This window comes from Vibrio sp. B7, from assembly GCF_963888765.1.
Taxonomy (GTDB): domain Bacteria; phylum Pseudomonadota; class Gammaproteobacteria; order Enterobacterales; family Vibrionaceae; genus Vibrio; species Vibrio anguillarum.
In genome coordinates, this window is sequence record NZ_CAWPKR010000004.1 from 49416 (window position 1) to 64283 (window position 14868).

A 14868-nucleotide genomic window follows, 5' to 3' on the forward strand; every position below is an offset into this window, starting at 1 on the left:
CTGTTAGGGAGATTATGCCCAACCAGAAGGGTGTTTCTTACGGCGTGGGATAATGTGTGGCAAAATTAGTCCAAGTAACAGACCAATACCCGCTACGCCGCCCCCATAAGTAAAGTATTTAAGCAGTAGATCCTCTTTCTGAGTATCCAGCTTAGCGCGCAGTTCGCGAATTTCAGTTTGTGAATCAGTGAGCTGCTTACTGATATCACTGTAGTTTTGTTCTAACTCTGAAATTTGTTGATTGCGAGCCTCTAATGAATTGGCCAATCCGGCTTTTTCACTGTCTGCATTTTGCTTTGCATTGGCCAATTTACTTTTCACTTCGGCCAGCTCACTCTCCAATTTCGGCAAACGCATCGCCATGCTTTCTTGGCGAGTGACAAAACGGCTTTCAACCCAACCCGTGCGGCCTTTCTCATCGATAATTTGGCTATAACCAGTATCGTTATTAACATCAAGCAGCTTTACTTTGTCTCCTGCATCGATGCTACCGAGAATGCGAAATTGGTTACTTGGACCTGAATGCATATAAGTAAAGAGTTTGTCCGCAATATAGCGGTCTTGCGCAAACGTTGGCGCAGCCAACATGGTCAGTAAAACCATGCAGATCAGTTTTTTCACGATAAGTCCTTTAGCTATCAAATGAGGTATTAAAATGCTTTCGACAAATATTAAGAAGTTTCGTTGATTGGTGCAACAAAGAAGGGAGGCTAAGCCTCCCTTTCTGTGCGTTTGAGTCAATTAATGACATTGCACTTACAATCTATTGACTTATTGTATTAGCCAAATATTGCTTGCAGGGCATAGAAGAAAATGACCGCAAGTAAAGCGCCTGCTGGCAAGGTGACAATCCATGAAGCAACGATATTACGCACCACACCTAGATTCAATGCCGCAATTCCACGAGCAAAACCAACCCCTAATACCGCACCAACAAGTGTTTGTGTGGTTGAGATTGGAAGGCCAGTACCTGATGCCAATACGACCGTTGACGCTGTTGCCAACTGAGCGGCAAAGCCACGGCTTGGCGTCAGTTCAGTGATACCCGTACCGACCGTCGCCATCACTTTGTGACCAAGGGTAGCTAGGCCAACCACAATACCAAAACCACCCAGTGGCAAAATCCACCAAGCAATTGAGCTTTTAGCACTAACAGCACCCAAGCTTTCAACAGTTGAAACCACCGCAGACAGAGGACCAATCGCGTTAGCTACATCATTTGAACCATGCGCAAAAGCCATTGCACACGCAGTGATCACCATCAATACGCTAAAGATGCTCTCAACACCGGAAAACCCATGGTCTTCTTCGCGGTTGGCAAATTTTCTCTTGATGTAGTAGTAACCACCGACCATAACAAGGCCTGATAACGCCGCAGAACATAACCATGCTTCACCGGTACTCAAGTGTAAGCCTATATGTTTAAGGCCTTTTTTGATGGTAACCAGTGCGATCACCATAGTGGTGATGAACATATAAATAGGAACAAAGCGTTTGGCATTCATCAGTGGATTTTCAGTATCGAAAATCAATCGTTGAGCACTGACGAAGATTAAGTAGGCGAACAAACCAGAAATGACTGGAGTGACAATCCAACTGCCTACGATGCCTTTTACTGAGGCCCAATCAACCGCTTCTGGGCCGACAGATATGCAGGCAAATCCGATAATGGCGCCGATGATAGAGTGAGTCGTTGATACAGGCCAACCCATGTATGAAGCCAACAATAACCATGTTCCGGCAGCGAGAAGTGCAGACATCATGCCATAAACAAGAACGTCGGGTTGGTGAGCGAAAAGTGCGGGTTCGATGACGCTGTTACGAATGGTTTCGGTTACTTCACCACCCGCTAAATATGCACCAGCGAATTCAAAAATCATCGCAATGATAATAGCTTGTTTTACGGTTAGCGCTTTTGAGCCTACTGAAGTTCCCATTGCATTAGCAACATCATTTGCACCAATACCAATCGCCATCATGAAGCCAAAAGCGGCTGCAACAAGAATCAGGACAGTGCCGTAGTTCGCAAGGATATCCATCGTAATACCTAGTCTTTTGATAACAAGCGGAGCATAACTGGACTCATTTTCTCGAAGCGAGTCAAAACCATCAGCGGAGAAAATAATCAACGCCTAAGCTGATGGATCAAGTTTTGCTCTTCGTTATTTGGTTAACTTACTGATTTAAGAGCGAGAAAGCATTAGTTCAAGACGAGCGCCAACGCGCTGAGCTTGATCGGCAATGCCGCCCACCCATTCTAGAATTTTGTACAAGAACATTACATCGATCGGATTCATTTTCGACTCAATAGCCATTAATTGTTGGCGGAGTCGAACCTGCATCGCATCGGTGTCATCTTCAATCACATCCAGTTGATTGATCATTTCCGCCACCAGTGTGACTTCACGACCTTTAAATCCTGTTTCCAATAACTCATCGAGCTCATTGATCACTTTTTGCGCTTGATTTGCTGCATCAAGGCAGCGTTTTACGTAGGCAATGAAGTTTTCTTGAAGAGGCTCTGGGATGATCAATTGACGACCGTAGACACGGCCTGCAATATCTTTTGCAAGGTTGGCCAGTTTATCTTGCTGAGTTAACAGCTCTAGCATGTCAGTACGATCGACAGGCATAAATAAACCGCGTGGTAGTTTAAGACGAATTTCACGCTTGAGTACGTCCGCTTCTTTCTCTAAATGAGAAATTTGGGCTCGAATTTCACCTGCTTTCTCCCAGTCACCCTTTGAACAAACTTCAAAGAAATTGACTAAGTGAGAGCAACATTCATTCACACACACAACGTGGCGCTGCAAAGGCTTTATAGGGGACTTTGCAAATAACCCCATAATTGTATTTACTGGCATGGTCGTTCAACCTAAAAAATATAACCTTAAAATAACATACACCATTCATGGCGAAATGTTGAGCGATGGCTATAAAGGCGCGCATGTTAACCCATTAAATCTCTCATTAAAACTGTTTTAGATCATCATTCCGGTGATATTTGTTACTTGCCCCACTGTGCATTAGGCCATATTCTTTCGCTATCTGCTTTGAAAGGGTTAGTTATGGAAACCGAGATAGAACTGAAGTTTTTTGTTTCACCAGAATTTTCGGAAATTTTGCGTTACAAGATCTCTGAAATCAAAGTACTTCAGCACAGTTGTCGAGCGTTAGGGAACACTTACTTCGATACACCTGACAACTGGTTGCGTCAACACGACACAGGGCTTCGTATTCGTCGCTTTGATGATGTGTATGTTCAAACTGTTAAAACGGCGGGTCGAGTCGTTGCAGGGTTGCACCAAAGACCAGAATACAATGCTGAGCACAACAGCAATGAACCGAACTTGACGCTTCATCCGGAAGATATCTGGCCACAAGGTAAAGATATTACGACCTTACAATCTGAACTGATGCCTCTATTTTCGACCAACTTCACACGCGAGCAGTGGCTGATTGGCATGGCCGATGGCAGCCAAGTTGAAGTGGCTTTCGATCAAGGTTTTGTTGTTGCAGGTGAAAAACAAGAACCTATCTGCGAAGTGGAGCTGGAGTTGAAATCGGGGCAAACGGATGCCTTGTTTACGTTAGCTCGCCAGTTTTGTGAGCACGGTGGTATGCGTCTGGGTAACTTGAGTAAAGCGGCGCGAGGCTATCGTCTTGCGTCTGGTTATCAAGGTGATGAAGTTCACGCCTTAACCTTGGTCAATACAGTCAGTACTGACAGCGTGGAAGAGTGTTTTATTCACTCGCTAGAGCATGCATTATCCCATTGGCATCACCATGAACAGATCTACACCGAGCGCGATTCAATTCCGGCGTTACATGAGATAAGCCACGCCACTAGTTTTTTACGTCAGATCTTGAGCATTTATGGCGGCATTGTGCCACGTCGCGCCAGCGCTATTTTACGTCAGGAATTGAAATGGTTGGAGCAAGAGTTATCGTGGTTAAAAACTCATGACTACCTAACAAACCTGCTTGAAGATAAAGGCCACGCACTGCGTAAACTGGACGCTCGTAAATTTATCATCGCCGAGTTAAAAGAGCAGCAAGAGGCACTACCCACTCGGGAAGAAAACTTAAAGCTGCTCAGTTCGGCGCGTTATACTGGGTTACTGCTTGATCTCAGTCGTTGGATTTTGAGCCGTGGATGGCAACCCTTCTTGGACGATAAAGCCAGAGAAAAAATGGCGCGTAACGTCGGTTCGTTTTCGGTGAAGCAGTTGGATCGCACATGGGCCGAGTTAATGGAAGCTTTTCCTCCTAAAGTTGAGCTAAGCCCTCAAGAGTATATTGATCAGCAGTATCGTTTAATGCGTAATCTCTACACTGGCATTGGTTTTGCGAGCCTTTATGATATTGAAGAACGCAAAAACTTCCGTCTCCCTTGGGCTGATTTACTGCAAGGAATAGATGATTTATTAATGCTCAAGCCGCTAGAGAATTTGATCGACAAGTTGCAAGAAGACGAACAAGAACAACTCAAGCGATGGTTGATTCGCCAACAAAACTCCATTGTTCATGCGATGGAGCAGACGCGACAAATTGGCATTGAAGCCGAGCCTTATTGGCGTAAAAGTCGCTAATCAACATGGCTCACAGCCAAAATGAAAAAGAGATACTGCGGTGTCTCTTTTTTTATATCTCTGCTCATTTAGTTTCATTAATTGCAATTGATTTGTGGATGAGATCAAATCTCCAACAGGTTGCACAACGAAACGACTACAGTTCAAAAAATCAGGGTCGATAGAAACCTAACAGGTATCATGATTGACAGGGATGAACAACAAGCCTGAGATCACAAATAATGCCATGAGTGAGTGGATCAGCAACAATAAACACATTGGATTTGTCTCATCTTTGATATCATCTTTTTTCATACGAAGCTCAAAATAAATAGCTTTTTAGTTTTTGAGTTTGCTTACTTACCGAAATTTCAACATATAAGACATAGTGGAGAACTGACAATGGCAACAATGGCATTTAAGCCATGGGAACGTTTGATTACTGATATTCGTCTCGTTCCTAAAATGGTTATGCTGATGGTGTTTAGTACAGTATTGATCATCGCAAAGCAGCTTTGGGATGCTCGTACTTTTTACGAATCACTGCTTGCAGCAACTCAGAATACCGAAATCGCTCAGCAACACTATGATGCTTATTTGACTCAAGTAGTATGGCAAACGGCATTCATGATCATCGTTTTTGTTGTGCTTTTACTCGCCGCAGCCAAAGTCATGCTACGCCAAACACAATATTTAAGTGATTCAATTAAGTTGATGGCAAGTCGTGATCTTTCCACACCGATTAATATGGAATGTAAAGATGAGTACGGCGACGTTGCGCGAGAGCTTGAGAAAACCCGCCGTCAGTTGCAAGACGTCATTAAGATGCAAGTGGATGCCTCACAAGAGCTTTCGTCACTTACTGAAGTCATGACCATCAGCATGTCAGAAACCAAAGATTCGGCTCAAGAAGAGTTTAACGAAATTGACCAATTGGCCACCGCCATGAGTGAAATGACATCCACGGTGCAAACGGTCGCAGAGCATGCACAAAATGCATCAGCACTAACTGAGCAAGCGTCAGGTCAAGCCGAAACTGGTCAGCGTTTTGTCAAAGGCACCATCACTAAGATGAGTGAGCTATCGAAGGATATCGCGGCATCAGCGCAAGCCGTCAACCAAGTTGAAGAACGAGTGGTTGCGATTGGCAGTGTTGTTGGAACCATCCAAAGTATTTCCGAGCAAACCAACCTACTCGCGCTCAATGCTGCCATTGAAGCGGCTCGGGCTGGTGAAGCTGGGCGTGGTTTTGCGGTGGTGGCCGATGAAGTGCGTAACTTAGCGCAGCGCACCCAAAAAGCGACGATTGAGATCCAAGAGATGATTTCTCAATTACAAAATAGTGCCAATTCAGCCGTTGATTTAATGGAAAAAAGTGTAGTTGAAGCGGCTGAAGGAGTTGAGCTGGTTACGAATGCGGGCACTGAATTAGATGGTATTGTGAATCAAGTGCAACGGATCAATGACATGAATATCCAAATCGCAACGGCCGCTGGGCAGCAAACTAGCGTGGCTCAGGAAATGGACCAAAATCTAACCAATGTGAGGGAGCTTGTTGAAGCCTCAGTAACAGTGGTTGGTGAGTTGCTTGAAACATCAGAGATCATGCAAAGCAACGCCGAAGAGTTAGATCGGAAAATCACGATGTTCAAAGTCTAACTCTGTAGAAATTCGATCCTTCAATCAACGCCCACAATTCTTGTTGTTGGGCGTTTTTTATTGATATAAGTTTGCTATAAATAGCCTTCTAGCGACTGCATTGGTCTCAATTCACAAGGATGTCTCATGTTACTGCCTTCATCACTTCACGCTTTTGCGCACACCACCTATCAACATTTGCTAGAGCAACAACCGAGCATTGCACAGTGGTCCGAGCCATTGAGAAAACAGCTGTTGTATGTGGTCGGGATGAGCCAGTTTATCAATGAAGCATTATTGCGAGATGAATGGTTGTGTATGCAATTACCGGAAATGTTGGCGGGAGAGTCAAGGCTAGATCATTACCGAGACGATCTCGCTATACAGCTAGAAGAGTGCAAAGATGAAATGTCAGGGCATCGTATTTTGCGTCAGTTTCGTAACCGTGAAATGGTGTACATCGCTTGGCGAGATTTCACCGCCAGTTGGACGTTAGAAGAGAGCCTTGCACATCTTTCAGCACTGGCGGAAGCACTCATTTTTGAGACTTACCAGTGGCAGTACGCTGTTTGCTGCTTCGAGTGGGGAACGCCAACTAACGACCAAGGTGAAGCACAACCTATGCTGATCATCGGTATGGGCAAGTTAGGTGGCGGTGAGTTGAACTTCTCGTCGGATATCGACCTCATCTTTACTTATCCTGAAAACGGTGAAACACAAGGCGCTCGCCGCAGCATCGCGAATGCGCAATTTTTTACCCGTTTAGGCCAGCGAATCATTAAAGCGTTGGATCAACATACCTTTGACGGTTTTTGCTACCGAGTTGATATGCGTTTGCGTCCTTTTGGTGAAAGTGGCCCACTGGTGATGAGCTATGCGGCGCTCGAAGATTATTACCAAGAGCAAGGGCGTGATTGGGAGCGTTATGCGATGATCAAAGCTCGAGTAATGGGGCGGGAAATGTATTCGCAGTACCAAGAGTTGCGTCAAATGCTGCGACCATTTGTGTTCCGCCGCTACATCGATTTTAGCGCCATTCAATCTCTGCGCCGTATGAAATCGATGATCAGCAGCGAAGTGAGACGTCGAGGGCTGCATAACAACATCAAATTAGGCGCAGGCGGGATCCGCGAAATTGAATTCATCGCACAAGTATTTCAGTTAATTCGTGGTGGACGAGAACCCAGTTTACGTCAGCGTGGACTATTAGAAACACTGGTTGCAATAGAAGAACTTGCCCTGCTCAAACCGCAAGAAGTGGCCGATTTACGACAAGCTTATCTGTTTTTACGTCGCCTTGAAAACCTATGGCAAGCGATGGCCGACAAGCAGACGCAAACCTTGCCAGACAATGAACTGGATCAACTTCGCTTAGCCGTTGCAATGCAATGCACTGACTGGGTAACGCTGCTTCACGAAACGCATCAACACATGACCAAAGTACATCAAGTATTTGCAACTCTGATTGGCGATGATGAAGAAGAAGATGACCAGTGCGTTGCTAAACATTTTCACGAGCTGTGGGATATGGCGCACAAGCCAGATGTGCTTGAAACGATTTTTCAACAAGAGCTTACCTGTGATGATCCTGCCGGCATGGTGCATGTATTGATCCAATTTAAAGAGGATTTGGCGAAAAAAACGCTGGGCCCACGCGGACGAGATGTATTAAACCGGTTGATGCCAAAACTGTTCCAAGCGATTTTCATTCACCCAGATGCGCAGTTTGGCTTACCTCGTGTGCTGCATTTGATGTACAAAATTGTGACTCGAACCACTTACCTTGAGCTGCTAGATGAACACCCTGCGGCATTGACGCAACTGGTGCGTTTATGCACCGCAAGCCCGATGATTTCGGAACAGCTTAGTCGTTACCCTATTTTACTCGATGAACTTATCGACCCGCAGCATCTCTATAATCCAATGGAGTTGTCCGCTTATAAAACTGAACTGCGTGATTTTCTTGCTCGTATTCCCGAAGAGGATATGGAGCAGCAAATGGAAGGATTACGCCAATTTAAGCAGATCTGCATTTTGCGTATTGCTGCTGCTGATATTGCTGGTGCGTTGCCTGTGATGAAAGTGAGCGATCACTTAACTTACCTTGCTGAAGCCATCGTTGAAGCGGTGATCAACCAAGCTTGGCAGCAAGTCAGTGCAAAATACGGCCAACCCACTCATTTAAAAGAGAGGGATGGTAAAGGGTTTGCAGTTGTTGGTTATGGCAAAGTGGGGGGCTGGGAGTTGGGCTACAATTCTGATCTTGATATCGTGTTTCTCCATGACTGCCCAGTGGATTGTTACACTGATGGCGCAAAAGAGATTGATGGCCGTCAGTTTTATTTGCGCTTAGCCCAGCGCGTGATCCACATTTTTGCTACTCGTACCGCTTCTGGTATTTTGTATGAAGTTGATACTCGTTTGCGCCCGTCTGGAGCGTCCGGTTTGTTAGTTAGCCCCGCTGAAGCGTTTGATGAATACCAGCGCAATGAAGCGTGGACGTGGGAACACCAAGCCTTAGTTCGAGCTCGAATGATTTATGGTGATGAGCCACTGCAACAGGCTTTCCATCGCACCCGCCATGAGATTTTGTCATTGGCAAGAGATGAAACCAAGCTCAAGCATGATGTAGTCGCGATGCGGATAAAAATGCGCGATCATTTGGGGGGAAAGAAAAGTGGCCGTTTTATGCTTAAACAAGATGCTGGTGGCATCACTGATATTGAGTTTTTAGCTCAATATCTAGTGCTGCGTTTTAGCCATGAAAAGCCAAAATTGACGTTTTGGTCAGACAACGTACGCATTTTTGAGTCACTACTGAACCAAGGTGTGATGGACAAAGAACAAGCGCAGGCTCTCACCGATGCCTATACTTCGATGCGCAATCAGATCCATCATCGAAACTTGCTTAACTTGGATGCGGATATTGACGAAAGTAAGTTTGTTGACCTGCGAAAACGAGTCACAAACGCTTGGCAGCAGTGGCTAGGTTGAGTGTTTTAGAGACTCAATGAGCTGTGTTACACTCAGCGCAATAACAAAAATTGGAGATCCACAATGAAACCAATCCTACCTGACTACAATGATGCAGGTGTATTGATTATTGGCGATGTGATGCTTGATCGCTACTGGTATGGTCCAACCGGTCGCATCTCACCAGAAGCCCCCGTTCCTGTAGTAAAAGTAGAGAATAGCGAAGAACGTCCAGGCGGCGCGGCAAACGTTGCAATGAACATTGCTTCGCTGGGCGGTCATGCGCATATTGTTGGTTTAACTGGCGTGGATGAGCCAGCTAACGTTCTGACTGAAACGTTAACAGCGTTGAAAGTGAGTTGTGATTTTGTTGCTCTGCCAAATTATCCAACCATTACAAAATTACGCGTGCTAAGCCGAGGCCAGCAACTGATCCGTTTGGATTTCGAAGATAAGTTTGAGAACACCGATCCAGAACTGATTTTATCTCGCATGGAGCTGGCGTTACCGAAAGTAAAAGCGGTGATCTTGTCCGATTACGCCAAAGGCGCATTAGAGCATGTGCAGCAATTGATCCAAAAAGCACGTGCAGCCAACGTTCCCGTTTTTATCGATCCTAAAGGAGCCGATTTCGAACGTTATCGTGGCGCAACATTGCTCACACCTAACATGTCTGAATTTGAACAGGTCGTAGGCAAAGTAAAAACAGAGCAAGAGCTAGTAGAAAAAGGCTTTGCCTTGATTGAACAGTTTGATCTTGGCGCACTATTGGTGACTCGCAGCGAACATGGCATGACACTGTTACAACGCAATCAGAAGCCATTCCATTTACCAACATTAGCCAAAGAAGTGTATGACGTAACGGGCGCGGGAGATACGGTGATTTCAGTGCTTGCAGCATCAGTTGCGGCAGGTAAACCACTTGATGAAGCGTGCGCATTGGCCAATGCGGCGGCGGGTGTTGTGGTTGGTAAACTGGGCACGTCAACCGTTTCAACCATTGAACTAGCGGAAGCGGTTCACGGTAGCAAAGATACTGATTATGGTGTCATCAGTGAACAAGCCTTAATTGATGCGGTAAAAGTGGCTCAAGCTCAGGGCGAAAAGGTGGTGATGACCAATGGTTGCTTTGATATTTTGCATGCAGGACATGTTTCTTATCTTAACCACGCAGCCAAATTGGGCGATCGCCTGATTGTTGCTGTTAACACGGATGAGTCGGTTAAGCGTTTGAAAGGCCCAGGTCGCCCAGTCAATACAACAGATCGCCGCATGGCGGTACTGGCTGCATTGGGCGCTGTCGATTGGGTGGTTCCTTTTTCTGAAGATACGCCACAGCGTTTGATAGCGGCTGTACTACCTAATTTACTGGTGAAAGGTGGTGACTATAAACCTGAAGATATCGCCGGTGGTGAAGAAGTGATTGCTGCGGGTGGAGAAGTCAAAGTGTTGAACTTTGAAGATGGTTGCTCAACCACAGAAATTATTGAAGCGATTAAAGGCGGTAGAGGCTAACATCGCGCCGTATCCTTTGGCATTTTGTATAAAATGAGCCAATCACGACAAAAAAGCCGCTGAATTGTCAGCGGCTTTTACTTTTTTAGCTGTCTGCTTTTAAGCCAGCGTTGATATCTAAAATATCTTGCTCACTCAAGGTGCCTACTGCTTGACGCAATTGCAGTACGCTCAGCACATAGTCATAACGTGCGTTAGAGAGATTTTTATTCGCATCGTAGAGACGGCGCGTTGAATCAAGTACATCAACAATAGTTCGCGTACCGACATCAAACCCTGCTTCGGTCGCTTCCAGTGCTGATTTCGCTGAAATAACTGACTGCTCATAAGCACGTAAAGCGCCAATAGAGGCATTGATGTTGTTGTTAAATGCGCGTACATCTTTCACAACGCTGCGATACGTTTTTTCTAAATCTTGGCTTGCAGCAACGTACGCAAATTCAGCTTGTTTGGTTTGCGAAGTGGTTTTTCCACCAGTGTACAATGGCACCGCAAGGTTAATACCGACATTAAAATCGTTATAATCCCCTTTAGAGCCGCTGTTATTATTACTTTCATCGCCGTACTTGTAGCCGCCATCAAGAGTCAGTGAGGGTAAGTGCCCTGAACTTGCTAATGAAATATTATCTTTCGCGACATCTTGAGCAATACGAGCGGTCAGCAAAGAGAGATTTTTCTGTTGGGCTTCTTCAAGCAGAGCATCAATCGGCTGCGTTGTTTTGCTGGCTGAAAAACGATTAGTATCCAACACACTTAAATCAGAATGTTCTTGGCCGGTAATTTCACGCAAGGTTTCATAACTATTGGTGAGGCTATTTTTTGCCAAAACTTCATCAGCAAGCACGCCGTCGTATTGCGCTTGTGCGTCATGCACGTCAGTAATTGCAGAAAGGCCGACTTCAAAACGTTGTTTCGTTTGCTCTAATTGACGAGCCACTGCCGCTTTTTCTGCACGGACAAATGCCAAGTTATCTTTGGCGCGAAGCACTTCAAAATAGGCTTGTGCAACGCGTAAAATCAGACCCTGCTGGGTGGCCGCATAGGCAGAATCCGCTTTGCGTGCATTCTTTTCTGCCGTGTCTAAAGAAACCCAACTTGAACGTTGATAAAGCTGCTGAGAGAAACTGATGCCTGCTGTGAGCTTATCACTTTCGCGTGCATCAATATCGCTGCGGTTGATATTGTAACCAGCAGTCAGGTTGATTTGTGGTAACAGATCACCACGGCTAGATGTTACCGCTTCAAATGCAGCATCACGTTGAGCTGCAGAGCTCAGTAGCTGAGGATCATTTTCTTTGGCTTGATTATAGATTTCAGTAAGAGTATCCGCGCATACTGAAGAACTCAGGCTGCCTAATGCTGCGCTGATGAATAGTGGAAGCAGTTTTTTCATTGGTCCTATTCCCTGCCTTAATATGTAAGAAGGTTACTTTTAAGGAGTTTAACTTAAATTGGTGGTAATTCACTCGAAACTTTGCACTTTTTTACACATAACTGTCCATCTGTGCAATAAAATTCGATGCTCGTTTAAAAATAAATATAAAATTTATATAAAAAGTTGAGCAATATCCTTGGTGATGGATGAATTCCATGATTAAACTATGAGATTCACTGAGCGAGGTTTCAAATGCAGCAGTCTGACAAACAGTACAACATTTTTACGCCCCAAGATGTGGACGTCATTTCAAAAGAAACACTGTTCCAAGGTTTTTTCCGCATGGTGAAATACCGCTTTAAACACAAGTTGTTTGAAGGTGGATGGAGTGAGGAGATTGAAAGAGAAATGTTTGAAAGAGGTCATGCTGCGGCTATGCTTCCTTATGATCCTGTGCGTGATGAAGTCGTGATTATAGAGCAAATTCGAGTTGGAGCACTAGAGCACGCCCATCCTTGGCAACTGGAGATTATTGCTGGAGTCATCGACCCTAATGAAACGTCCGAGCAGGTTATTCGTCGAGAGGCGATGGAAGAGGCGGGAATTGAAGTGAACCGAATCGAAAAAATTAGCTCTTATTATCCATCATCTGGCGGATGCTCTGAATTACTCGACGTCTTTGTTGGTGAAATCGATGCAACGCAAGCTAAAGGCGTACATGGGCTTGACTATGAAGGTGAAGACATCAAAGTTCATGTCATGAGCCGTGAAGAGGCTTACCGCTTAGTGAAAAACGGCCAAATTGAGAATGGTGCCTCAATTATCGCTTTACAATGGTTAGAGCTAAACTATCAACAGTTACAATTGCAATGGCAGAATTAGCATTGAAAAAACCGTATCACGTTGATTTATCGGAACTAATGCGTGTGTACGAAACTAACTACGCGAAATTGAACGCTTTGTTACCAAGTCAGCCGAGCGTGGGTGACTTACGCTGTTATCAGGCTGCTCAAATGACCTATCAATTACAAGTGCTAGAGGTCACAAAGTACACAACTTTAGTGGAGATTTGTCAGAGTGATGACGTTTCAGTATTTCCATTACCGTCGATGTCTGTCAGGCTTTACCACGATGCACGTGTTTCCGAAGTGTGTGCAAGTGCGCGGATAAATCAGATCAAAGCTCGCTATGATTACCCGAATGAACAAATGATGCAAAAAGATGAGAAAGCGCAAATCAATCGCTTTTTAGGCGATTGGCTTACTTTCTGTTTAAAGCACGGGATTAGTCGAGCTCCAATTTAGTCTTCGTCATAGATGAAAATTAGTCATTCAATTTGGATTAATAAATTTTGAACGTGTCGCCAACTCTAGACAATTCAGACAGCATCAAGCTGCTACAAATTACCGATACGCATCTGTTTGCGCCGGATGATGGCAGCCTGTTGAGTGTTAATACGGTAGATAGCTTTCATGCTGTTGTGGCAGAGATCTGCGCGCAACGTGTTGAATTTAATGCAATTCTAGCCACGGGCGACATCTCGCAAGATCATAGTGCTGAGTCTTATCTTCGTTTCTCTCGTGGTATTTCCTCATTAGAAAAAACTTGTTTTTGGCTTCCCGGTAATCACGACTTTAAACCTAATATGGGCGCCGTATTCCCGTCAGAGCAGATTCAACAGTCGGAGCATGTATTACTCGGTGAACACTGGCAGATGGTGATGCTCGATTCTCAAGTTGTGGGCGTACCGCATGGACGGCTGAGCGATCAACAATTGGCTTTACTTGACGAAAAATTATCGACGCACCATCAGCGACACACCTTGATTGTGCTGCATCATCATCCTCTATTGGTGGGGAGCGCCTGGCTCGATCAACATAGCCTTAAAGACAGCGATGCTTTTTGGAATATCGTCACGCAACATCGCAATGTGAAAGCCGTCCTGTGTGGTCATGTTCATCAAAATATGGATAAACTCCATCACGGTGTCCGAGTGATGGCCACTCCCTCGACCTGTGTACAATTTAAGCCCAATTCAGATGATTTTGCTTTGGATCGTACTTCCCCTGGATGGCGTGAATTGACGCTATCTGCTGATGGTCAAATAGAAACTCAAGTCAAACGTTTAGCTAACGGCGCATTCCAACCGGATTTTAACGCTAATGGATACTGAGATGCCTACTCGTCAACCTATGCTGCTTTATATTCACGGCTTTAATAGCTCGCCGCTGTCGCACAAAGCACAAGTGATGGTGAAGTATTGCCAAATGCAGCGTCCTGATATCAAAGTGATGGTGCCTAAGTTACCCAGTTTTCCCGCGCAAGCTGCGGAATATCTACTTGATCTTATTCATCAACATCAAGATCAATATCGTATTGCGCTGGTGGGGAGTTCATTAGGCGGGTATTTGTCTATTTGGTTAAACCATTTGTTTGGTTTTCGTGCCGTGGTGATAAACCCAGCAATCAAACCGTATGAATTATTGGTCAATTTTTTAGGCGAACAAGTCAACCCCTACACGCAAGAGCACTATCGGCTAGAGGCGAAACATATTGAAGAGCTCAAAGCATTAGAGGTTAAAATTAATGACGTCACGTCATTTTGGTTGTTGCAACAAATGGGTGATGAAGTCTTAGATTACCGTCAAGCCGTCGCTAAATTGGCGGGAGCAAAACAGACGGTTGAATTTGGCGGCGATCATAGTTTTGTGAACTTTGAGCGATATCCGCGACAAATCATCGAATTCCTAGATCTCTGACCGATTCATTGAGGGGGGAGTCATAATTTTACCTGTA

The 14868-nt window shown here is 45.0% G+C and carries 12 protein-coding genes; 8 read left to right on the forward strand and 4 right to left on the reverse strand.

Annotated features, from left to right (window positions below; all coding sequences use genetic code 11):
• Positions 1–12 precede the first annotated feature (12 nt).
• From AACV32_RS02655 to AACV32_RS02665, 3 genes are all read right to left on the reverse strand, one after another.
• Positions 13–621 (reverse strand): TIGR04211 family SH3 domain-containing protein, encoded by a 609-nt coding sequence (locus AACV32_RS02655; RefSeq protein ID WP_026027944.1) that lies wholly within the window; start codon positions 619–621, stop codon positions 13–15.
• A gap of 158 nt (positions 622–779) precedes the next feature.
• Complete coding sequence (locus AACV32_RS02660) at positions 780–2039, reverse strand: inorganic phosphate transporter (RefSeq protein WP_026027278.1); 1260 nt, start codon at positions 2037–2039, stop codon at positions 780–782.
• A gap of 144 nt (positions 2040–2183) precedes the next feature.
• Positions 2184–2864, reverse strand: a complete 681-nt coding sequence (locus AACV32_RS02665; protein ID WP_013856047.1) for a TIGR00153 family protein — start codon at positions 2862–2864, stop codon at positions 2184–2186.
• A gap of 204 nt (positions 2865–3068) precedes the next feature.
• Here AACV32_RS02665 and AACV32_RS02670 point away from each other — a divergent pair, with 204 nt between their 5' ends.
• The 4 genes from AACV32_RS02670 to hldE all read left to right on the forward strand — a co-directional run bounded on the left by AACV32_RS02670 (position 3069) and on the right by hldE (position 10697).
• Positions 3069–4592: a CYTH and CHAD domain-containing protein gene (locus AACV32_RS02670; RefSeq protein WP_026028703.1), complete on the forward strand. Its 1524-nt coding sequence runs from the start codon at positions 3069–3071 to the stop codon at positions 4590–4592.
• Positions 4593–4973: 381 nt separating this feature from the next.
• Positions 4974–6230: a methyl-accepting chemotaxis protein gene (locus AACV32_RS02675; RefSeq protein ID WP_013856051.1), complete on the forward strand. Its 1257-nt coding sequence runs from the start codon at positions 4974–4976 to the stop codon at positions 6228–6230.
• A gap of 126 nt (positions 6231–6356) precedes the next feature.
• Positions 6357–9203, forward strand: a complete 2847-nt coding sequence (glnE, locus tag AACV32_RS02680; protein ID WP_170895616.1) for a bifunctional [glutamate--ammonia ligase]-adenylyl-L-tyrosine phosphorylase/[glutamate--ammonia-ligase] adenylyltransferase — start codon at positions 6357–6359, stop codon at positions 9201–9203.
• A 63-nt stretch (positions 9204–9266) separates the two neighbouring features.
• The gene (gene hldE, locus AACV32_RS02685; RefSeq protein ID WP_017042672.1) at positions 9267–10697 is read left to right on the forward strand and encodes a bifunctional D-glycero-beta-D-manno-heptose-7-phosphate kinase/D-glycero-beta-D-manno-heptose 1-phosphate adenylyltransferase HldE; all 1431 of its coding nucleotides are present in this window, start codon (positions 9267–9269) and stop codon (positions 10695–10697) included.
• An 85-nt stretch (positions 10698–10782) separates the two neighbouring features.
• Here the strand turns inward: hldE and tolC are convergent, their stop codons facing one another.
• Positions 10783–12090 (reverse strand): outer membrane channel protein TolC, encoded by a 1308-nt coding sequence (gene tolC, locus AACV32_RS02690; RefSeq protein WP_170895617.1) that lies wholly within the window; start codon positions 12088–12090, stop codon positions 10783–10785.
• Positions 12091–12324: 234 nt separating this feature from the next.
• On the opposite strand from tolC, the gene nudF reads away from it, so the two are divergent.
• From nudF to yqiA, 4 genes are read left to right on the forward strand one after another with little or no spacing between them, the layout of a single operon-like run.
• On the forward strand, positions 12325–12954 hold the full coding sequence (gene nudF / locus AACV32_RS02695) for an ADP-ribose diphosphatase (protein ID WP_170895618.1): 630 nt from the start codon (positions 12325–12327) through the stop codon (positions 12952–12954).
• Positions 12942–13376, forward strand: coding sequence for a DUF1249 family protein (locus tag AACV32_RS02700; RefSeq protein WP_017042669.1), 435 nt, complete (start codon positions 12942–12944; stop codon positions 13374–13376). Before nudF ends, AACV32_RS02700 begins: the two co-directional genes overlap by 13 nt.
• Before the next feature lie 47 nt (positions 13377–13423).
• Positions 13424–14245 carry a 3',5'-cyclic-AMP phosphodiesterase gene (gene cpdA, locus AACV32_RS02705; protein WP_170895619.1) on the forward strand — a complete coding sequence of 274 codons (822 nt, stop codon included), beginning with the start codon at positions 13424–13426 and terminating at the stop codon, positions 14243–14245.
• On the forward strand, positions 14235–14831 hold the full coding sequence (yqiA, locus tag AACV32_RS02710) for an esterase YqiA (RefSeq protein WP_013856059.1): 597 nt from the start codon (positions 14235–14237) through the stop codon (positions 14829–14831). Before cpdA ends, yqiA begins: the two co-directional genes overlap by 11 nt.
• Positions 14832–14868: the final 37 nt, after the last annotated feature.

Excerpts from the sequence above, each read along its gene's own strand:
- AACV32_RS02660 (WP_026027278.1), bottom strand. The coding sequence starts at position 2,039 with ATGGATATCCTTGCGAACTACGGCACTGTCCTGATTCTTGTTGCAGCC.
- AACV32_RS02665 (WP_013856047.1), bottom strand. The coding sequence starts at position 2,864 with ATGCCAGTAAATACAATTATGGGGTTATTTGCAAAGTCCCCTATAAAG.
- AACV32_RS02670 (WP_026028703.1), top strand. The coding sequence starts at position 3,069 with ATGGAAACCGAGATAGAACTGAAGTTTTTTGTTTCACCAGAATTTTCG.
- AACV32_RS02675 (WP_013856051.1), top strand. The coding sequence starts at position 4,974 with ATGGCAACAATGGCATTTAAGCCATGGGAACGTTTGATTACTGATATT.
- glnE (WP_170895616.1), top strand. The coding sequence starts at position 6,357 with ATGTTACTGCCTTCATCACTTCACGCTTTTGCGCACACCACCTATCAA.
- hldE (WP_017042672.1), top strand. The coding sequence starts at position 9,267 with ATGAAACCAATCCTACCTGACTACAATGATGCAGGTGTATTGATTATT.
- tolC (WP_170895617.1), bottom strand. The coding sequence starts at position 12,090 with ATGAAAAAACTGCTTCCACTATTCATCAGCGCAGCATTAGGCAGCCTG.
- nudF (WP_170895618.1), top strand. The coding sequence starts at position 12,325 with ATGCAGCAGTCTGACAAACAGTACAACATTTTTACGCCCCAAGATGTG.
- AACV32_RS02700 (WP_017042669.1), top strand. The coding sequence starts at position 12,942 with ATGGCAGAATTAGCATTGAAAAAACCGTATCACGTTGATTTATCGGAA.
- yqiA (WP_013856059.1), top strand. The coding sequence starts at position 14,235 with ATGGATACTGAGATGCCTACTCGTCAACCTATGCTGCTTTATATTCAC.